The sequence below is a fragment of the Candidatus Methylomirabilota bacterium genome (assembly GCA_035764725.1).
In the GTDB taxonomy this organism is placed as follows: Bacteria; Methylomirabilota; Methylomirabilia; order Rokubacteriales; family CSP1-6; genus DASRWT01.
On sequence record DASTYT010000153.1, the window covers coordinates 44,638 to 62,719 of the forward strand.

21 protein-coding genes are annotated in these 18,082 nt (G+C 71.1%); 10 read left to right on the plus strand and 11 right to left on the minus strand.

The annotated features are described in order from the left end of the window. The first annotated feature begins 122 nt into the window (after nt 1-122). Genes VFX14_24995 through VFX14_25020 form a run of 6 tightly spaced genes read left to right on the plus strand, consistent with a single transcriptional unit; the run spans nt 123 to nt 5,454 of the window. Nucleotides 123-1,241, plus strand: a complete 1,119-nt coding sequence (locus tag VFX14_24995; GenBank protein HEU5192954.1) for a citrate/2-methylcitrate synthase — start codon at nt 123-125, stop codon at nt 1,239-1,241. Nucleotides 1,242-1,283: 42 nt separating this feature from the next. Further along, nucleotides 1,284-2,087: a glycosyltransferase family 2 protein gene (locus VFX14_25000; GenBank protein ID HEU5192955.1), complete on the plus strand. Its 804-nt coding sequence runs from the start codon at nt 1,284-1,286 to the stop codon at nt 2,085-2,087. Next, nucleotides 2,084-3,274: an FIST N-terminal domain-containing protein gene (locus VFX14_25005; protein ID HEU5192956.1), complete on the plus strand. Its 1,191-nt coding sequence runs from the start codon at nt 2,084-2,086 to the stop codon at nt 3,272-3,274. The genes VFX14_25000 and VFX14_25005 overlap by 4 nt, the downstream gene beginning before the upstream one ends. Further along, nucleotides 3,271-4,134: a diaminopimelate epimerase gene (gene dapF / locus VFX14_25010; protein ID HEU5192957.1), complete on the plus strand. Its 864-nt coding sequence runs from the start codon at nt 3,271-3,273 to the stop codon at nt 4,132-4,134. The genes VFX14_25005 and dapF overlap by 4 nt, the downstream gene beginning before the upstream one ends. Nucleotides 4,135-4,141: 7 nt before the next feature. Then, a complete protein-coding gene (locus VFX14_25015; protein ID HEU5192958.1) occupies nt 4,142-4,840 on the plus strand; it encodes a hypothetical protein in 699 nt (232 codons plus the stop codon). Then, entirely contained in the window at nt 4,837-5,454 is a 618-nt protein-coding gene (locus VFX14_25020; protein HEU5192959.1) for a hypothetical protein, read from the plus strand. The genes VFX14_25015 and VFX14_25020 overlap by 4 nt, the downstream gene beginning before the upstream one ends. A 13-nt stretch (nt 5,455-5,467) precedes the next feature. On the opposite strand, the gene VFX14_25025 is transcribed toward VFX14_25020, so the two are convergent. Genes VFX14_25025 through VFX14_25035 form a run of 3 tightly spaced genes read right to left on the minus strand, consistent with a single transcriptional unit; the run spans nt 5,468 to nt 8,477 of the window. After that, nucleotides 5,468-6,349, minus strand: a complete 882-nt coding sequence (locus VFX14_25025; GenBank protein ID HEU5192960.1) for an SDR family NAD(P)-dependent oxidoreductase — start codon at nt 6,347-6,349, stop codon at nt 5,468-5,470. Nucleotides 6,350-6,351: 2 nt separating this feature from the next. Next, nucleotides 6,352-7,509: a hypothetical protein gene (locus VFX14_25030; protein ID HEU5192961.1), complete on the minus strand. Its 1,158-nt coding sequence runs from the start codon at nt 7,507-7,509 to the stop codon at nt 6,352-6,354. A 32-nt stretch (nt 7,510-7,541) separates the two neighbouring features. Continuing rightward, nucleotides 7,542-8,477 (minus strand): ABC transporter substrate-binding protein, encoded by a 936-nt coding sequence (locus VFX14_25035; GenBank protein ID HEU5192962.1) that lies wholly within the window; start codon nt 8,475-8,477, stop codon nt 7,542-7,544. A gap of 108 nt (nt 8,478-8,585) precedes the next feature. Here VFX14_25035 and VFX14_25040 point away from each other — a divergent pair, with 108 nt between their 5' ends. Beyond that, entirely contained in the window at nt 8,586-8,768 is a 183-nt protein-coding gene (locus VFX14_25040) for a hypothetical protein (GenBank protein HEU5192963.1), read from the plus strand. Next, the gene (locus VFX14_25045; GenBank protein ID HEU5192964.1) at nt 8,768-9,523 is read left to right on the plus strand and encodes a helical backbone metal receptor; all 756 of its coding nucleotides are present in this window, start codon (nt 8,768-8,770) and stop codon (nt 9,521-9,523) included. Before VFX14_25040 ends, VFX14_25045 begins: the two co-directional genes overlap by 1 nt. Nucleotides 9,524-9,529: 6 nt before the next feature. Here the strand turns inward: VFX14_25045 and VFX14_25050 are convergent, their stop codons facing one another. Next, entirely contained in the window at nt 9,530-9,991 is a 462-nt protein-coding gene (locus VFX14_25050; GenBank protein HEU5192965.1) for a RidA family protein, read from the minus strand. A 60-nt stretch (nt 9,992-10,051) separates the two neighbouring features. Further along, nucleotides 10,052-10,345 (minus strand): PilZ domain-containing protein, encoded by a 294-nt coding sequence (locus VFX14_25055; GenBank protein ID HEU5192966.1) that lies wholly within the window; start codon nt 10,343-10,345, stop codon nt 10,052-10,054. A 134-nt stretch (nt 10,346-10,479) separates the two neighbouring features. On the opposite strand from VFX14_25055, the gene VFX14_25060 reads away from it, so the two are divergent. Continuing rightward, complete coding sequence (locus tag VFX14_25060; protein ID HEU5192967.1) at nt 10,480-11,274, plus strand: hypothetical protein; 795 nt, start codon at nt 10,480-10,482, stop codon at nt 11,272-11,274. On the opposite strand, the gene VFX14_25065 is transcribed toward VFX14_25060, so the two are convergent. After that, nucleotides 11,271-11,480, minus strand: coding sequence for a PEP-CTERM sorting domain-containing protein (locus tag VFX14_25065; GenBank protein HEU5192968.1), 210 nt, complete (start codon nt 11,478-11,480; stop codon nt 11,271-11,273). The genes VFX14_25060 and VFX14_25065 overlap by 4 nt on opposite strands. 192 nt (nt 11,481-11,672) lie before the next feature. On the opposite strand from VFX14_25065, the gene VFX14_25070 reads away from it, so the two are divergent. Next, entirely contained in the window at nt 11,673-12,731 is a 1,059-nt protein-coding gene (locus tag VFX14_25070; GenBank protein HEU5192969.1) for a 3-deoxy-7-phosphoheptulonate synthase, read from the plus strand. Here VFX14_25070 and VFX14_25075 read toward each other — a convergent pair. The 5 genes from VFX14_25075 to VFX14_25095 all read right to left on the minus strand — a co-directional run bounded on the left by VFX14_25075 (nt 12,728) and on the right by VFX14_25095 (nt 18,027). Next, on the minus strand, nt 12,728-13,366 hold the full coding sequence (locus VFX14_25075) for a class I SAM-dependent methyltransferase (protein HEU5192970.1): 639 nt from the start codon (nt 13,364-13,366) through the stop codon (nt 12,728-12,730). The two genes, VFX14_25070 and VFX14_25075, sit on opposite strands and share 4 nt — an antisense overlap. A gap of 85 nt (nt 13,367-13,451) precedes the next feature. Continuing rightward, nucleotides 13,452-14,480 (minus strand): zinc-binding dehydrogenase, encoded by a 1,029-nt coding sequence (locus VFX14_25080; protein HEU5192971.1) that lies wholly within the window; start codon nt 14,478-14,480, stop codon nt 13,452-13,454. 7 nt (nt 14,481-14,487) lie between these two features. Beyond that, nucleotides 14,488-15,291: an enoyl-CoA hydratase/isomerase family protein gene (locus VFX14_25085; GenBank protein HEU5192972.1), complete on the minus strand. Its 804-nt coding sequence runs from the start codon at nt 15,289-15,291 to the stop codon at nt 14,488-14,490. Between the two features lie 10 nt (nt 15,292-15,301). Next, nucleotides 15,302-16,318 carry a TIGR03617 family F420-dependent LLM class oxidoreductase gene (locus tag VFX14_25090; GenBank protein HEU5192973.1) on the minus strand — a complete coding sequence of 339 codons (1,017 nt, stop codon included), beginning with the start codon at nt 16,316-16,318 and terminating at the stop codon, nt 15,302-15,304. Between the two features lie 38 nt (nt 16,319-16,356). Then, on the minus strand, nt 16,357-18,027 hold the full coding sequence (locus tag VFX14_25095) for an AMP-binding protein (protein ID HEU5192974.1): 1,671 nt from the start codon (nt 18,025-18,027) through the stop codon (nt 16,357-16,359). Nucleotides 18,028-18,082: the final 55 nt, after the last annotated feature.

Sequence of the window (18,082 nt, forward strand, 5' to 3'; positions counted from 1 at the left end):
CCAAGCCTTGAAAGTGCCCGATCCATATGGTACAAGGAGGCGTTTTCGATCCGCCCCATCGACCCCCGAAAAGGAGTACCGAGGAAGCCATGACGAACGGAGCCAGCGCGGCGGTAGCCCCCATGAAAGCCGGCCTCGAGGACGTCGTCGTCTCGACCACGGAGATCTGCTTCATCGATGGTCACAAGGGACGGCTGGTCTACCGCGGCTACGACGTGGACGATCTCGTCGCGCACGCGAGCTTCGAGGAGGTCGTGTTCCTCCTCTTCCACGGGCGGCTCCCCAACCGGAAGGAGGCCGAGGCCAACCAGAAGGCGCTGTCCTCGACCGCGAATCGCAAGCTCCTCCCGAAGCTCATCGCGATGCTCCGCCAGCTCCCGAAGAAGACCACGCCGATGGAGGCTCTGCGCACGGGCGTCTCCGCGCTGTCCGCCTTCGATCCCGACGCCGCGGACAACTCCCATGACGCCACCCTCAGGAAATCCATCCGGTTGACCGCCCAGCTCCCGACCCTCGTGGCGGCCTGGGAGCGCATCCGGCGCGGCAAGGCTCCGGTGGCGCCGAACCCAAAGCTCTCCCTCGCGGCCAATTTCCTCTACATGATGAGCGGCAAGAAGCCCACCGAGCTCGCCGCCAAGACCTTCGACGTCGCCCTGATCCTTCACGCCGACCACGAGTTCAATGCGTCCACCTTCGCCGCGCGCGTCACCGCGGCGACGTTGTCCGACGTGCACTCGGCGGTGGTGTCGGGCATTGGCGCGCTCAAGGGGCCGCTCCACGGCGGGGCCAACGAGCAGGTCATGCTCATGGTCCAGAAGGTCAAGGACCCCGCCAAGGCCGAGGGCTGGATCCGCAAGGCCATTGCCGACAAGATGCGCATCATGGGCTTCGGCCACCGCGTCTACCGCGTGGAGGATCCGCGGGCCAAACACCTGCGCCGGCTCGCGCTCGAGCTGGGCAAGCAGGCCGGCAGCACCGCCAACGTCGAGATCCTGGAGACGGTCGCGCGCGTGGTCTCCAGCGAGAAGCACATCTTCCCCAACGTGGACCTCTTCTCCGGCGCCGCCTACGCCTCGATGGGCATCCCCACCGATCAGTTCACGCCGATCTTCGCGATGAGCCGCGTCGCCGGCTGGGCGGCCCATGTCCTCGAGCAGCACGGCAACAACCGGCTCATCCGGCCGCGCGGCGAATACACGGGCGCGATCGACCTGAAGTACGTGCCCCTCGCCAACCGGTAGGCGCGGCCGGCTCGGCGAGCGGCCCGGCACGGAGCAGCTGCCGTGCTCGTGAGCGTGGTGCTCGTCGTGTACAACCAGCTCGCGCTCACCCGCGCCTGCCTCGAGAGCCTGCGCCAGACCACGCTCCCGTTCGAGCTCTGCGTCGTGGACAATGGCTCCGCCGATGGCACCGAGCCCTACTTCCGCCGCCTCCCCACATTCGCCATGCCGCTCCGCTACGAGCGTAACGCGGAGAACGTGGGCTTGATCCGCGCGCTGAACGCGGGAGCCCGCCTGGCCACCGGCGAGTACCTGTGCTTCCTGCACAACGACACCGAGATGCGTGAGCCGGAGTGGCTCGCGCGCCTGCGGGCCGCGGTGGACGGCGACGGCGGCTTCGGCCTGGCCGGCCTCTACGGGGTGCGGCGGCTGCGCGCCGACGGGCGCTACGTGGGCCGCACGATCGTCTCGAGCCTGGAGGGCGCGCCGCCCCTGCCCACGCCCGTCACCGAGGTAGCGGCGGTGGATGGGGTCTGCCTCTTCCTGCGCCGCGCGCTCCTGGAGCAGGTGGGTGGCTTCGACGAGGGCTATGGCTTCTTTCACGGCTACGACCGCGACCTGTCCTTCGCGGTGCGCGAGGCCGGGCTGCGCTGCGCCGTCGTGGACGCCCGCTGCGTGCATCACGGCGGCGGCACGCGCACCGGCGCGGGCGCGCCGCGCCGGACCGCTCAGGATCTGGCCGATCGTCGTGCCGCCCTCGCGCGCTTCACCGCGAAGTGGCGCCACCGGCTGCCCAGCGACGTGCGCACGCTCGGCGAGCGCTTCGCCGACCGCGTGCGACGCGGGGCCCGGCGGTCCGATCCATGAGCATCCGCGCGGGCTCCGGCCTCTCCGTCAGCTGGGATCCGGTGGAGGCGACGCTCGAGGCGTCGCTCACCGCCATGGAGCGTCTGGGCGCTCATCGCGCCGATCTGGCCGTCGTGTTCACGTCGCCGTCGGCCTTCCCCTCCGCCCACGAGCTGCTGCACGCGGTGCGGCGGGTGACGGGCGCCCCCGCGGTGGTGGGCGCCAGTGGCGTGGGCGTGCTCACGGACCGGATGGAGGTGGAGTCCATCGAGGCGCCGGGGTCGCCCGATCCCCGCCAGGCCGCGGTCGCGGTGCTCGCAGTGCAGAGCGACGGGCACCACTTCGCCCCCTTCCTCGTGGACGAGACCGAGGGCCTGGGCACGGCGGCGGGACGCGTCGCCGCTGCCCGCCTCGCCGAGGCCGAGGCGAGCGTGCTCATCGCGCTGCCCGACCCCATGGGCCTCGATCCGGGACGGCTGCTCGCGGCGCTCACCGAGGGCGGCCGCAGCGTCCCCGTGCTGGGAGGTGTGGCCTCGGGCCTGCCGCTCTTCGAGCTGTGCAACGCCGACGTGGTGTCGGGCGCGCTCGTCGGGCTCGCGGTGGCGGGCGGGACGCCGGTGGTGGGCGTGGCGCAGGGCTGCGAGCCCATCGGCGAGCCTTTCGTCATCACGCGTGCCGAGGGCTCGACGGTGCAGGAGATCGCGGGCCGCCCCGCGCTGGCGGTGCTGGGCGAGGCGGTCGCCTCGGTGGAGGGCGGCACCGCTCGGGTGCGTGGGGCCGGGCTCTTCGCGGGGCTCGCCATGGATCCCGCCAAGAGCCCCCTGGTGCGCGGCGACTTCCTCGTGCGCAACCTCATCGGCGTGGATCGCGGCACGGGCAGCGTCGGCGTGGCGGAGCCCGTCCGCGTGGGCCAGACGATCCAGTTCCAGCTCCGCGACGCGCGCGCGGCCGCCGATGACCTGCGGGCGACCCTGGCGACGATGGCGGAGGCCCTCGGCGGCCGCTCGCCGGGCTTCGGGCTCTACTTCGACTGCGCGGGCCGGGGGCAGGGCCTCTTCGGCGTCGGCGATCACGACATCGGTCTCATCCGCGAGGCCCTCGGCGAATTTCCGCTCGCGGGCTTCTTCGGCAACGGCGAGCTCGCGCCGGTGGGCGGGCGCAATCACTTCCACACTTACACGGGGGTACTCGTGGTGTTTCCTCGATGATCCCGTTCGCAAAGGGCCACGGTCTCGGCAACGACTACATCGTGATCAACGGGACGGATCTCCCGGCGCCCCTCACACCGCGCCAGATCGAGAAGATCTGCGACCGCAACTGGGGCGTGGGGTCGGACGGCATCCTCTTGCGCGTGCCCGCGTGGGCCGGCGCGGACGTCGGCCTCCGGATCTTCAATCCCGACGGGAGCGAGGCGGAGAAGTCCGGCAACGGGCTGCGCATCTTCGCCAAGTACCTCCACGACCACGGGCACGCGCGGCGCCCGACCTTCACGGTGGACACGATGGGCGGCCGGGTGGAATGCCAGTGCCACGTCGTCAACGGACGCGTCAACGAGGTCACGGTGGAGATGGGGCGCTGCACCTTCGTCGCGCCCGAGATCCCGATGAACGGCCCCGAGCGCGAGGTGGTGAAGGTGCCGCTGCAGGTGGGCCCGGAGACCCTCCTCGTGACCGCGGTGTCGGTGGGGAACCCGCACTGCGTCGTCTTCACCGACGCGCTCGACGAGAAGGAGGTCCGGCGGCTCGGCCCCCTCATCGAGCATCACCCCGCGTTCCCGAACCGGACCAACGTGCAGTTCGCCAAGGTGGCGTCGCGCACCGCGGTCGACATCATGATCTGGGAGCGCGGTGCGGGCTGGACCCTCGCCTCCGGGTCCTCGTCGAGCGCGGTGGCCTGCGCGGCGGTCAAGAACGGGCTCTGCGATCACGGGCGGGTGACCGTCCGGATGCCGGGCGGCACGCTGCACATCGACGTGCGGCCCGACTGGTCGATTCGCCTCCAGGGCCCGGTCGAGGAGGTCTACACCGGCACGTTCTCCCGCGATCTCATGGACGCGCTGGCGCGCTAGCTCCTCGATGCCCTCGTCCGCGCCCGCGTGGCTCACTGCGGCGTTCACGCTGCTGGTGCTCGTGATGGCGGGGTTGGTGGTCGCGGCGGTAGGCGCTCTCCGCGGGCGCGGCGCGGCGGCGGGCATCGCCGCCGCCCTCGGCGCGTGGCTCGCGCTCACGGGCGCCCTCGCCGGCGCCGGCGTCTTTGCCGATTTCTCCCGCATGCCCCCGCGGCTCCTCCTCGCCATCGTGGCGCCGCTGATCACCCTGGTGATCCTGGGCCGCTCCGCCGCGGTGGGACGCTGGCTCGACGCCGCACCGCCAGCCTGGCTCGTGCACCCGCAGGCGTTCCGCGGGGTGATGGAGCTGATCCTCTGGCAGCTCTTCATGGCGGGCGTGCTGCCCGTGATCATGACGTTCGAGGGGCGGAACGTGGACATCGTGGTGGGGCTCAGCGCGCCGCTGATCGGCTGGCTCTGCTTCGGCCGTCGCCTCTGGTCGCCGCGGGTCGCCGTCTGGTGGAACGTCGCCGGCATCCTGATCCTGCTGAACGTGGTGCTGCACGCGCAGCTCTCGGCGCCCACGCCCTATCGGCGGATCATTGCGGACCCGCCGCCGACCTTGATCGCGCACCTGCCGTGGATCTGGCTGCCCGCGTTTCTCGTGCCGCTGGCATGGGGCCTGCACCTCCTGAGCATCCGGCAGCTGCGCCGCCGCGCTCGGTGAGACCCGCCGGGCTGCGGCTCGCGGCGTGGCTGTCGCTCGTCAACGCGTTCGCGTCCGTCCCTCTCGTGGCGCTGCTCGGCAGCCTGGCCGCCGGCGACAGCCTCACGCTCCGCGCGCTCCACGCGGCGGTCCTCGTGGCGGCGCTGATCATCTACGCGGTAACCCTGCTCACCCTGCGTGCCCTGCTCCACGGGCGGGGGATCTACGAGGCTGACGCCCTCATCAAGGGGCTGCTGCTGATCTCCGGGCTGGAAAGCGTGCTCGAGCTCCCCTGGCTCCCCGGTCTGACCGAGGTGGCCCGCGAGGGCGCGGCGCTCGCGCTATCCGCCGTGTACTGGCTCGGGCTCATTGCGCTCGCCCGGCGCCTGCGGGCGCTCGGCGACACGCTCCACGGTCTGCGTGACCGCCTGGCCGGCGCGCTGACGGTGGCCGGGGTGGGAGGGCTTGCCCTGACCGCCGCGACCATCCCTCTGATCGGCGCGTCCGAGCCCGTGGTGGCCGACAGCGCGCCGTGGATGCTGGTGACCCTGGTGGCCGCCTTCACCACGCTCTTCGGCTACGCGCGTGGGGCGATCGCGCTGGCGCGGATCTTCTGGCGCGAGGCACGCGCCTGAGACGGCGCGACCGTCAGGGCCGGTCGGGCAGGCGCAGGAAGCGCGTGAGCAGACGGTCTCGCGTACGGTCGGGCAGCCAGCGGGCGATCGCGGCCTGCATCTTCGCCCGCCTGCCGATCACATAGCGCGTCCGCGGCTTCTCGGCGGTGAGGGCGTGCACCACCGCCGCTACCACCGCGTCGGGCGGGATGGCGGTGCGCTCCGAGTAGGCCGCGCCCTTGCGAAGGGCTTCGAGGGCCTTCCCGTAGAGCCGCATCGCCTCCGGCGGCAGACCATCCTGCATCCGGTTCGCCTCCTGCGTGGACTTCTGCCAGATCGGCGTGGCGATGGCGCCCGGCTCGATGATCGACACGTGCATGCCCCACGGCCGCACTTCCACGCGCAGCGCGTCGGTCAGGGCCTCGAGGGCGAACTTCGAGGCGCCGTAGGCGCCGACGAAGGGCGCGGCCATGCGCCCGCCGATCGAGCCCATGTTCACGATGCGTCCGCGCGCGGCGCGCAGCAGCGGCAACATCGCCTGAGTCACCGCGACCTGGCCCACCACGTTGACCTCGAACTGGCGGCGGAGATCGGCGAGGGGGAGGAACTCCAGCGGTCCCGGCACCGCGATGCCGGCATTGTTCACGAGGCCGGCCAGTCCCCTGACCCCCACGACGGCGGAGACGGTGCGGGTGGCGCCCGCGATCGACGCGGCATCGGTGACGTCGAGGGCCACCGCGGTGAGCCGCCCCGAGGCGCGCTGCTGGAGCGCGGCCCCGTCGGTCGCGCGCCGCACGCCCGCGAAGACTTGAAAGCCGAGCGCGTCCAGCCCGAGCGCGCACGCGGCCCCGATGCCGGTGGAGGCGCCGGTGACGACGACGGCGCCGTCGCGGGTGGGCGGCTCGGTGGGCGCCATGGTCAGGGGTTTCCGGTTCCCGATCCGAGCGCGTCCGAGAGCCGTCGCCCTAGATGCCCGCCGATGGCGCCGGCCACCAGCACCAGCACGACGGCAGCAGCCGATTCGCCCGGGCCCGGCACCTGCGGCGCGAAGGCCGGGTTGCCGGCGAATGCGCGGCCCGAGGTGACGAGAAGGGCGGCGCCGTGAGCCATGGCGGCCAGCTCGGGGCGCTGGCGGGGGCCGACCAGGACCAGCGCGAGCACGGGGATCACGCTGATCAGGTGGAAGAGGCCGCCGATGGCGCCCGGCGTGCCGCCGCTCTTTCGCGCGATGGCATTGGCGAGCGCGATGGGCGAGGTGGGATCCTTGGCCATCTCCTCCTCGATCACCGACACCGGCTGCAGGCTCTCGAAGCCCACACGCGCGATCCACGTGCCGATGACGCCGGTGGCGATGACCAGGGTCAGCACCGCGAGCGGCATCCAGCGTCGCCCCGCGAGGCGCGCGGCCGGGATCAGCGCCAAGGGCAGGATCAGCGCGGAGAGAATGGCGAGGGTGAAGAACCGCACGCCGCCGTGCACGTAGGCGACGAGGCTCGACGGCTCCACGGTGAGGTGCAGTCCGCGGAAGAGCCCTGCGCCGGCCACCGCGATGCCGAGGAGGCGCGCGGCGCCGTCGGCGTAGAGCTCGCGCGCGATGAGGAGACACCCCCAGCTGTTGACGACCCCGCCCGCGATCCCGAGCAGATGCGGCGGGCTCCACAGCGTGACGTCGAGGCCGAAGAGACGGTGCCAGAGATCGTCGATGGGCGCGGCGAGCACGGTGAGCGCCATGCCCCACGCCGCGAGGTGAAAGCCCCGCGTGCCCTCGAGGCCGGCCACGCGCAGGCGCGCAACCGGCGCGCCCCCACGGAGGGTGTCGAAAGCCAGCATGCCGAACGACAGCAGCCCCGCCAGGGTCACGCCCGCGTAGGTCATGAGATGCGGCGCGATCCAGAACGTGTCGCGTCCGATGCGCACGTGCCACTGGATGTCCCACTGCACGCCCCAGCCGGTCACGAGCTTCGCGGCGCAGAGCATCCAGAAGACGGCGCGATGGAGCGCGAGCGAATCCGTGCGCGCGGCGGCGGCGCCCGTCGCGTACGGCGCACCCAGCGGGATTCCCACCGGCTCAGGCATGGCGGCGCCAGTTTACACTGGCCGGCGCGGCCTCACTCGATGACGAGGTCGGCCTGCACCAGCACCGAGGGCGGCACGGTCAGGCGGAGGGCCTTGGCCGTCCGCAGATTGACCGTGAAGTCGAACTTGGTCGGCATCTCGACGGGGAGATCGGCCGGGCGGGCGCCTTTGAGGATGCGGTCCACGTAGTCGGCGCCGCGTCGATAGGCGGTATCCAGGCTCGGCCCATACGCGATGAACCCGCCGGCCTCGGCGAAGTCCCGGTAGATCGACACCAGCGGCAGCGATTGTCGCGCGGCCAGCTCGGTGACCCGCTTGCGATGCTTGGTCATCGCGCCGTCGTCCATGACGAATACGGCTTCGGCGCGGGTCCGCGCCGCCGCCTGGAACACCGCGACGAAATCGGGGGGTTCCCCGACGGGCAGCCGCGCGAATTGGAGGCCGAGCTGCAGGCATCGCCGCTCGGTCTCCTTGACGACGACCAGGCCGCCCGGATTGTCCTCCTTGTAGAGCGCGGCGACCCGCGTGATGCTCGGCGCGACCTCGTGCAGGAGCTGTATCCCCTTGGCCGCCAGCTCGTCGGGCATGAAGGCCACGCCCGTGACGTTGCCGCCGGGCCGGGCGAGACTCCCGACCAGGCCTTGCCCGACCGGATCCGCGACGCGCATGATGACGATCGGGACGGTCGAGGTGGCCTTCTTCGCCGCCTGGACCGACGGCGTGTTCACGGCGAGGATGACGTCGACCTTGAGCCGGAGCAGCTCCTCGGCGAGCGCGGGGAGCCGGTCGCTGCGCCCCCCCGCGTTTCGCACGTCGATCGCGATGTTCCGGCCTTCGACCTGGCCGAGCCGACCGAGCTCCTCGCGCACGGTCTCGAGCAGACCCGGCTGGAGATCCTGCGCGAGGACCCCGAGCCGGTGTGTCTTCGCCACCTGCGCGTCGGCGGCGGCAGGGAAGGTGAAGAGCATGCAAGCCACGGCGATGGAAAGTGTGCGGAGCGAGGCGCGGGCCCCTGGGGACATGCCGCGGCCAGTCTACAACGGACCGGCGCGCGGCGGCGTGTTATCCTGCCTTCAATGGCCGAGGAAAGCACCCGCCACCTGCTCAAGCTCTTCGGCGTCGCGGTGACGACCTTCGAGGAAGCGGTCGAGGCCGGCACCGGTGACGGCGCGCGCAAGGCGGAAGCCGAGCTCCGCGCGCGCATGAAGGAGCTGATCGCGCTCGTCGAGCGCCTCTCGGAGCGCGCGGCCAAGCTCTAGTGCCGCCGAGCCGCATCGTCTCGCTCGTCCCCAGCATCACCGAGATCCTCTTCGCGCTCGGCGTGGGGGACGCGGTGGTCGGCTGCACCATCTACTGCACGCAGCCCCCCGAGGGCGTGGCCACCAAGACCCGCATCGGCGGCGAGAAGAATCCCAAGCTCGAGCTGATCCGCGACCTCGGCACCGACCTCGTGATCGCCAACGTCGAGGAGAACCTGCGCGAGCACGTGGAGACCCTGCGCGGCTGGGGCCTTGCCGTCCACGTGGTGTATCCCCGGACCGTGGTGGAGGGGATCGCGCTCGTGCGGGAGCTGGGCGAGGTGGTGGGCGCAGCCGCCCGCGGCGTCACCCTCGCGGCCGACCTCGCGGCGCGCCACGCGGCGGCCCGTGCGGCGCTCGCCCGCCGTGCGCCGGCGCGGGTGTTCTGTCCCATCTGGCGGAACCCCTACATGACGCTCAACCGGGACACCTACGTCCACGACATGCTCGCGACCTGCGGGGGCGCGAACGTGTTCGCGGACGCGTCGAAGCGCTATCCGGAGGTGAGCCTGGGCGAGGTCGCGGCGGCGGCGCCGGACGTCATCCTGCTGCCCGACGAGCCGTATCGCTTCCGCCGCGTGCACGCGGCCGACTTCGAGCCCTATCCCGCGCTGCGCGCCGCCCGGGTGCGCTTCGTGGACGGCAAGCTACTGTCCTGGTACGGTCCCCGCATCGGCGAGGCGCTGGAAACCCTGCCGGGCCTCCTCGCCGCCTGAGTCCCTCTACTCGACCTCCAGGATCATCTCGATCTCGACGGGGATGTTGAACGGCAGCTCCGCCATGCCCACCGCGGAGCGCGCGTGGCGGCCGTTCTCGCCGAAGACCTCGACCATGAGATCGGAGAAGCCGTTGATCACCTTCGGGGTGTCGGTGAAACCGGGCGCACAGTTCACCATGCCCAGCACCTTCACCACGCGCTTGACCTTGTCCAAGCTCCCGAGCAGCGCTCTGGCGGAGCCGAGGAGGTTGATCCCCACGCCGCGGGCGACCTTCTGCGCTTCATCGAGCGAGAGATCCTTGCCGACCTTGCCCGCTGCCCCCGGCTTGCCGTCGACCTGCAGCGGCCCGTGCCCCGACAGGTAGAGGACATTGCCCACGCGCACACCCGGCACGTAGTTGCCGCCGGGCTTGGGCGGCGATTGAAGGATGATGCCGAGCTCCTTGATGCGGGCTTCTGCGCCCATGGTGATCTCCTTGCGGGACGGTAGTGGAGAGGAGTGGACGGAGGCGGCGCGACGCGCCGGTCAGGCGCGCCCGCTCATCGAGTCGTCGTCGACGCTGACGAAGAAGAACGCGGGCCCGTCCGAGTCGGCGCGCCACACAATGGCATCGACGTCGAGCGGCTGACCCTGGGGCGGACGGAAGCGAAGTCGCGCGTTGCTGCCGACGGGAAGCTCTTCCTCCAGGCGCACCTTGGCGCCGATGGGGCTCAGGTTCACGGTGTGCCGCTCGAAGCTGCGACCGCCGGCCTCGACGGTGACGGGCCACGCCACCCTCGACCGGGGGTGTCTCCGAAGGTCGGCCATCCGATCGTCCATCGGCGATCTCCTCCGTTGTTCGGCGGGTCGAATCGCCCGTAGGTTCGCAGGATTCCCAAGACCTGTCAAGAAAGACGCCCCCCAAGGAGGACGGACGCCGTGGCAAAATGACGGCACGCCGTCGCGGCGCTCCCATGACCTACCCCGCCACCCCGTCCCCCGCCGCCACCCTGGTCCTCCTGCGCGATCGACCGACCGGTGTGCTCGAGACCCTGCTGATCCAGCGAAACCGCAAGAGCAAGTTCGCGGCGGGCGACTACGTCTTCGCGGGAGGGAAGGTTGAGGCGGACGACGTGCCCCCCGATGCCGAGCGCTTCTGCGTGGGCCTCTCCGCGACGACGGCGGCGGCGCGGCTGGGCGGCCTCGAGCCGCGGGACGCGCTCGGCTACTGGATCGGCGCCATCCGCGAGGCGTTCGAGGAGGTGGGCATGCTGCTTGCCTATGACGCCACGGGCAGCCCCGTGCGCATCGACGCCCCTCATCACGCACGCTTCGCCGGCTACCGCGCCGCCTGTCAGGCGTCCAACGCCGCCTTCTTCGACATGCTCCGGGCCGAGCGCCTCACGCTCGCCACCGATCAGCTCGCATACTTCGCCCACTGGATCACGCCCGAGGAACAGCCGATCCGCTTTGACACGCGCTTCTTCGCCGCGCCGGCGCCCGCGGGCCAGTCGCCCGAGGCGGACGGGCACGAGATCGTCAACCTGCGCTGGCTCTCGCCTGCCGAGGTGCTGGAGGCGCTCCGGCGGAAGGAGATTTCGCTGCGCACGCCCACGCTCAAGAACCTCGAGCTGGTCGGCGCCTACGCGACCGTCGCGGACGCCGTGGCGGGGCTGGGACGGCGCGAGGTGCCGACGATTCGCCCGCGCATCCTCCAGGTGGACGGCAAGCCCGTGCCGGTGCTGCCGGGCGATCCCCGCTGGTACTAGCGACGCTCGTCGAGCGGGTTCGATCGTCGACCGTGACGCCGGCGAGACCAGCCGAGCCAGAACGCCACCGCAATCAGCCCCGTGCCCAGCAGGATGAGGCTGCCCGGCTCGGGGAGCCGCGCGGTCCGGACGCTGGAGAGGATCTCGGCGCACGCGTGGAGGGGGAGGGTGAGGGTGATCAGCAGGGCCAGCGCTGTCTCGAGCATCGAGCGGTGAATCCTCCTCTGGCGGATCATGCAACGGTGCATGGTGGATGCCATAGGAATTCGTGCGCCGGCCCCCACACTTAGGGGCTGGTTCCTCCCGACCCCCCCTCCGGAATGTAAAATCTGTCAACACTTGGCCAGGCTCGACTTCGAGGGCGGTTGAGGCATAATGGCGGCCTGGAACGAGACCCCATGCCACGTACCCGGGACCTCCGAGTCGAAAACTTCCGCCCCCTCATCCCACCCGCCATCCTCCTCGAGGAGCTGCCGCTGGGGGAGCGCGGGTCGGCCACCGTGACCCGCGGGCGCGACGAGGTGTCCCGGATCCTGAACGGCGAGGACGACCGCCTGGTCATCGTGGTGGGGCCGTGCTCGATACACGACCCGGCCGCCGCCCTCGACTACGGGCATCGGCTCAAGGCGCTCTCCGACGACCTCGCCGGCGACCTCTGCATCGTGATGCGGGTGTACTTCGAGAAGCCGCGGACGACCGTGGGCTGGAAAGGTCTCATCAACGACCCGCGGCTCGACGGTAGCTTCGCCATCAACGAGGGGCTGCGCCGGGCGCGCCGGCTGCTCGTCGACCTCGCCGAGCTGGGGCTACCCGCGGGGTGCGAATTCCTGGATCCGATTTCCCCGCAGTTCACCTCCGACCTCGTGAGCTGGGGCGCGATCGGGGCGCGCACCACAGAAAGTCAGGTGCATCGGGAGCTCGCGTCGGGCCTCTCGATGCCGGTGGGATTCAAGAACGGCACGGACGGCGGCGTGCAGATCGCCATCGACGCCGTCCGCTCGAGCGCGCATCCGCACAGCTTCCTCGGCGTGACGGAGCAAGGCCTCTGCGCGATCGTGGCCACGCGCGGCAATCCGGACTGTCACGTGATCCTGCGCGGCGGCCAGAGCGGCCCCAACCACGATGCGGCCAGCGTGGGAGCGGTGACGGAGGCGCTCCGCGCCGCGGGGCTCCCGCCGCGGATCATGGTCGACGCGAGCCACGGCAACAGCGCCAAGGACTACCGGCGGCAGCCGCTCGTGGCGCAGGACATCGCGGAGCAGGTGGCGGGCGGCCGGCGCGCGCTGTTCGGCATGATGCTGGAGAGCTTCCTCGCGGACGGACGGCAGGATCTCACACCCGGCCGGTCGCTGCACTACGGTCAGAGCATCACCGACGCCTGCATGGGCTGGGAGATGACGGTGCCCGTGCTCCAGGATCTCGCCAAGGCCGTCCGCACCCGCCGCGCCACCGCCTAGCGCGCGCGGTAGCGCACGATCCAGAACCGCTCGAGCGTCTCCCCGCGGACCTCCTCGCCGTGGGGCGCGAGCTGCCGCGCCAGCGCGTCGGGATCCACGTAGTTCTTGACGATCTCGTACTCGCGTCCCGCCGAGATCCGGCGCTTCTCGTAGCGATTGCCCGCGGCGTCGGTGCGCGTCTGGATCGTCCGCCGGCTCGGCACGTCGCGCTCGTCGAACATGAGGACGACCGCGCCCGGGACGAGCCGCGAGTGGAAGGCCGCGAGGAACTCGTCCATGCGCGCCACGTCCACGTGGGACAGCCAGAGCGCGGCGAGGCCTGCGTCGAAGCCCCGCGCGCCGGGGGCGTAGGCGTCGGCGCGTGCCAGGGTCACCGGCGCCGCGTAGCGCCGGGCCCGGGCCAGCGCGAGCGTCTCGGCGTTCACGTCCTCTCCATGCACCGCCAGCGCCACCTGCGCCAGCACGTCGGTCCAGTACCCGGTGCCGCAGGCGACCTCGAACACGCGGCGCCCGCGGAACGTCTCGCGCACGCGCTCGCGCAGGATGGGAAGATCGCGCACCCACGCCGGCTGCGCGTAGACCCGCTCGTACTCCGCCGCCCGCTCGGCGTAGTAGCGGGTCATCTCTTGGGTCATGGCTTGGCGAGCCGCAGCCGCAGGCGAGGCGAGCGGATACGTGATGGTGTCCCGAGCGGAGCGAGGGCGGCCCGACGACGCACGTTTACGGGGTCAGGACGATCTTGCCGAACTGCTTGCCGGCGGCGAGGCGCTCCTGGGCGGCCGCGCCATCCTTCAGCCGCATCACGGAGTCCACGATGGCCTTGAGGCGGCCGCGGAAGAGCTGGCCCATCACCTCGGCGAACTCCGCGTTGGTCGCCATGGTCGAGCCGATGATGGCGATCTGCTTCCAGAACACCTGCCGCACGTCGGTCTCGCAGATGGGCCCGGAGGTGCCGCCGCACGTGACGAGGCGGCCGCCCTTGGCGAGGGCGCGGATGGCGCCGGGCCAGGTGGCCGCGCCCACGTTCTCCAGCACCACGTCCACGCCGCGGCGGCCCGTCTTCTGACCGACCACCTTGACCCAATCGTCTTTTGTATAGTTGATGCACTCGTCCGCGCCCAGGGCGCGGGCGCGCTCGAGCTTCTCGTCGCTGGAGGAGGTGACCCACACCCGCGCCCCGCAGAGCTTGCCGATCTGCACGCCGGTGGAGGACACGCCGCCGCCCACGCCGATGATGAGGAGATCCTCCCCCGGGCGGAGCTTGGCCTGCGAGACGAGCATGCGCCACGCCGTCATGTTGACGAGGATGAACGCGGCGGCGTCCTCGAACTTCACGTGGTCGGGGAGCTTCAGCACCTTGCTCCCGTCCACCTTCACGAGCTCGGCGAGCCCGCCCTGGGTGTGCTCGCCCAGGATGCCGTAGGACACGCAGAGGCTGTGCTGCCCCTTCTGGCAGTACTCGCAGCGCCCGCAGTGGAGGTTCGGGTTCACCGCGACCCGGTCGCCCACCGCGACGCCGGACACCGACGCGCCCACCTGCTCGACGATGCCGGCGATGTCGCAGCCCGTCCAGAAGGGCAGCGGTAGCTTGAGCCCGGGCAGGCCTTCGCGGACGAAGAGATCGAGATGATTGAGCGCCGCCGCCTTCACCCGCACGAGCACGTCGCCCGGACCGGGCTGGGGATCGGCGACGTCCTGATACGCGAGCTTGTCGATCCCGCCGTGCTCCTTGAACGCGAGGGCTTTCATGCGGTCTTCATCTCCCCTTGAAATTGGCGCGCTTGCGCTCGGCGCCCGCGCGCATGCCTTCCAGACGGTCCTCCGACAGGAGCACGCCGGCGGCCAGATCGGCCTCGAGGGCGAGCCAGGCCTCGCGGTCGCGCCAGTACGTGCCGTTGATGCTCTGCTTGGCCGCCTGCACGGCGAGGGGAGCGTTGCCTGCGATCTCCGCGGCGAGGTCGGCCACGCGGGCGGAAAGGTCGGAAGAGGGGTAGACGGCGTTGACCAGGCCGATGCGCAGCGCCTCCGCGGCGTCGATGCGCCGCGCGGAGTAGATCAGCTCCTTGGCCTTGCCGATCCCCACCGTGCGGGGAAGGCGCTGGGTGCCGCCCATGTCGGGCACGATCCCGACCTGCACCTCGGGAATGGAGAACACCGTGCCCTCGGCCGCCACGCGGATGTCGCAGCAGAGCGCCAGCTCGAGCCCGCCGCCGATGCACACGCGCTGGATGGCCGCGATCACCGGCACGCGGCAGGACTCCAGCCGCGAGAAGCATTCCTGGAGATGCTTCAAGTGCGTGCGGATACCCGCGAGCGCCTGGGGCGGCGTCTCGCTCTCCGGGCGCTTCAGGGTCGAGCCGGCCTTGAGGTCGAGCCCCGCGCAGAAGGCGCCGCCCGCGCCGGTGAGCACGGCGACCCGCACGTCCTTCGCGCGGTCCACCTGGCCCGCGGCCTCGGCGAGGGCCTCCCACATCTCCACGTCGAGCGCGTTCAGCCGCTCGGGCTTGTTGAGCGTGATCGTGGCCACCGGCGCCTTGATCTCGACCTGGATCTTATCCATGGCAGTCCTCTCAGCCGTTGAAGGCCTTGATGAGCGCGGGCAGTCGCGGATCGTCCTGGCGAGGCGGATAGGGCTGATAGAGGGCGGTGCGGTCGAGGAGCCCCGCGTAGCGCGCCTCCATGGCCGCCGGCAAGCGATCATAGGGAGCCGTCACGGCGTAGGTGTCGAGCATCTCGTCGCTGATGAGGTCGGCCATGCCCTTCCAGTCACCCTCGATGGACTTCCGGTGGAGCTTGGCGGTGAGGTCGCCCCAGCCGTGGCACTCGAGCACGGGCTGATAGGTCCGCGTCGATCCGTAGAAGGCGATCTGTTGCTTGACCATCTGCGCCTGCTCGCTGCGCTCCGCCGGCGTGTCACCCACCACGACGAAGCTGGACGTCGCGTAGGTGAAGTCCTTCCGCGTACGCCCCGACCTGGCGAGGCCGGCGTTGACGGCGGGCTGGACGATCTCGCGGAGATACTTGGGTGAGTTGAAGGGGTGCACGTGCATGCCGTCACAGTGCTCGCCCGCGACGCCGCACATGAACGAATTCACCGCCGCCACGAAGATCGGGATCTTCGGCTGGGGAATGGGACCGGGGTTGAAGAAGGGCGTCATGACGTCGAAGGTGTAGAACTGGCCCTTGAAGTCGAGCTTGGTCCCGTTCTGCCAGCAATCCCAGATGGCGCGGATCGCGCGCACCGCCTCGGCCATCTTGGGGCCGGGCGACTCGAACTTCACCGAGAAGCGCCGCTCGTTGTGGGCCTTGACCTGGGTGCCGAGGCCCAGCGTGAAGCGCCCGCGCGACGCCTTCTGGAGATCCCACGCGATCATCGCGGTGATCATGGGGCTCCGCGAGAACACGGTGGCGATATTGGTGCCGAGCCGGATCCGCGTGGTCGCGCCGGCCGCCACCGCGAGGGGGAGGAACGGGTCGTGCTGCGTCTCCGCCGACCACAGCGTGTCGTAGCCGAGCGCTTCGACCTTGCGCGCGTAGTCCGCGATGGCGGAGAGATCGTGCGTGAGCATGCCGACGTCGAGCTTCACTGGGGGCCCTCCTTCATCCCGGGAGTCTACGCGAGGGCCTAGCGCCCTTCAAGAAACTGCTCGCGCAGGCGGCCCTTCTGCACCTTGTCGCCGTGTGGGCCGGGCGTGCGCGGCACGTCGTCCACGACGCGGACGTGGCGCGGCACCTTGTAGGACGCGATGCGCCCGCGGCAGTGCGCGACGATGTCGTCAGGGGTGAGGCGGACGCCCGGCCGCGGGATCACGTAGGCCACCGCCGCCTCGTTCATCCGGGGGTCGGGGACGCCGATGACGAAGGCCTGGAGCACGCCCGGGTGCTCCATGATGAACGCTTCGATCTCCGCGGGCGCCACCATGAAGTGGCTGATGCGGAGCACCTCGCGTAGCCGACCCTTGAAGATCGTGCGGCCCTCGCCGTCCCGCACCCCGAAGTCGCCGGTCTTGAACCAGCCGTCGTCGCTGAAGGCCTGGGCGGTCTCCTCGGGCTTCCGGTAGTACCCGCGGGTGACGAGCGGGCCGCGGAACCAGAGCTCGCCCTCCTCGTCGGTCGCCGCGGTCTCGCCGGAGTCCGACCGCACCACGCGCACCTCCACGCCCTCGGCCGGCCACACCCCGGGCAGCGCGCGAGCAACCTCCGCTTCATCCAGATAGTGGTGCATGCAGAGCGCGTTCAGCTCGGTCATGCCGTAGGGCTGATACGCCTGGGGCACGCCGAGACGGCCCAGGATCTCCTCGAAGAGGCCGTCGCGCCCACCACCGGTCATGCCGAAGCCGCCGGTCCGCAGGGCCCGGCGGTCGCGCCGTCCCAGATCGGGATGATCGAGCACGGCGATGGCCATGGCGTCCACCGCGTTCCAGATGCTGACGCGCTCGCGCTCCATCAGGTGAAGCGCCACGCCCGGGTCGAACGCGTCCATGAGCACGAGGGCGCCGCCGTGCGAGAGGGTGGTGAGGGGCACGTTGAGCCCGCCCCAGGTGCCGGAGAAGGGCAGCGCGTGCAGCACGCGATCGCTGGGCGTGACCGCGAGCACCTCGCCGCAGTACCAGCCGTGGGGCACCGCGTTTCGGTGGCTGATGACCGCGCCCTTGGGAAAGGACGTCGTGCCCGAGGTGTAGAGGATCGTGAGCGCGTCGTCGGGGCCCACCGCCGAGCCCGCCCGCTCGACCGCGGCGTCGAGCGTGTCGTCCTCCGCGAGCTCGAGCACGTCGGCGAGGCGTAGGCAGCCGGGGTAGGGATCGTCCGCATCCACGATCACGTGCCGTAGATGGGGGAACCCCTCGGCCTCGAGCACGCCGGGCACCGCCGACTTGAGGCCGGGCAGCACCTCGCCCAGGGTCTCGAGGTAGTCCACCGGGCCCAGATGATCGGCGAGGAGCAAGGCCGTCGCCTCCGATTGGGCCAGGATGTACGCCAGCTCGCGCGCCTTGTAACGCGTGTTCAGCGCCACTGCGACGGCGCCGATGAGCGCGCAGCCGTGCTGCGCGAAGAGCCACGCAGGGCGGTTGGGCAGCCAGAGCGCGACCTTGTCGTCCTTGCCGATGCCGAGAGCGAGAAGGGCGCGCGCAAAGCGCCGCCCCTCGCGGTAGAGCGCCGCGTAGCTGATGCGGCGGTCGTCGGCGACGAGGGCGTCCGCGTGCGCGTGGCGCGCGGCCGCCGCGGCGAGCATGTGCCCCAGCGTGGCGTCGCGGAAGGGATTGGCGGCCATGGCGTCAGGCCGCGACGGTAGCACGCGCGAGTCCTGCTGTCATGCCGACGCCGGCATGCGAGATCGCCGCGGCCGCGTG

Bases quoted from the DNA above. Each gene is read 5' to 3' on its own strand.
- VFX14_24995 (HEU5192954.1), top strand. From the start codon at position 123: ATGAAAGCCGGCCTCGAGGACGTCGTCGTCTCGACCACGGAGATCTGC.
- VFX14_25005 (HEU5192956.1), top strand. From the start codon at position 2,084: ATGAGCATCCGCGCGGGCTCCGGCCTCTCCGTCAGCTGGGATCCGGTG.
- dapF (HEU5192957.1), top strand. From the start codon at position 3,271: ATGATCCCGTTCGCAAAGGGCCACGGTCTCGGCAACGACTACATCGTG.
- VFX14_25015 (HEU5192958.1), top strand. From the start codon at position 4,142: ATGCCCTCGTCCGCGCCCGCGTGGCTCACTGCGGCGTTCACGCTGCTG.
- VFX14_25025 (HEU5192960.1), bottom strand. From the start codon at position 6,349: ATGGCGCCCACCGAGCCGCCCACCCGCGACGGCGCCGTCGTCGTCACC.
- VFX14_25030 (HEU5192961.1), bottom strand. From the start codon at position 7,509: ATGCCTGAGCCGGTGGGAATCCCGCTGGGTGCGCCGTACGCGACGGGC.
- VFX14_25035 (HEU5192962.1), bottom strand. From the start codon at position 8,477: ATGCTCTTCACCTTCCCTGCCGCCGCCGACGCGCAGGTGGCGAAGACA.
- VFX14_25040 (HEU5192963.1), top strand. From the start codon at position 8,586: ATGGCCGAGGAAAGCACCCGCCACCTGCTCAAGCTCTTCGGCGTCGCG.
- VFX14_25050 (HEU5192965.1), bottom strand. From the start codon at position 9,991: ATGGGCGCAGAAGCCCGCATCAAGGAGCTCGGCATCATCCTTCAATCG.
- VFX14_25055 (HEU5192966.1), bottom strand. From the start codon at position 10,345: ATGGACGATCGGATGGCCGACCTTCGGAGACACCCCCGGTCGAGGGTG.
- VFX14_25060 (HEU5192967.1), top strand. From the start codon at position 10,480: ATGACCTACCCCGCCACCCCGTCCCCCGCCGCCACCCTGGTCCTCCTG.
- VFX14_25065 (HEU5192968.1), bottom strand. From the start codon at position 11,480: ATGCTCGAGACAGCGCTGGCCCTGCTGATCACCCTCACCCTCCCCCTC.
- VFX14_25070 (HEU5192969.1), top strand. From the start codon at position 11,673: ATGCCACGTACCCGGGACCTCCGAGTCGAAAACTTCCGCCCCCTCATC.
- VFX14_25075 (HEU5192970.1), bottom strand. From the start codon at position 13,366: ATGACCCAAGAGATGACCCGCTACTACGCCGAGCGGGCGGCGGAGTAC.
- VFX14_25080 (HEU5192971.1), bottom strand. From the start codon at position 14,480: ATGAAAGCCCTCGCGTTCAAGGAGCACGGCGGGATCGACAAGCTCGCG.
- VFX14_25085 (HEU5192972.1), bottom strand. From the start codon at position 15,291: ATGGATAAGATCCAGGTCGAGATCAAGGCGCCGGTGGCCACGATCACG.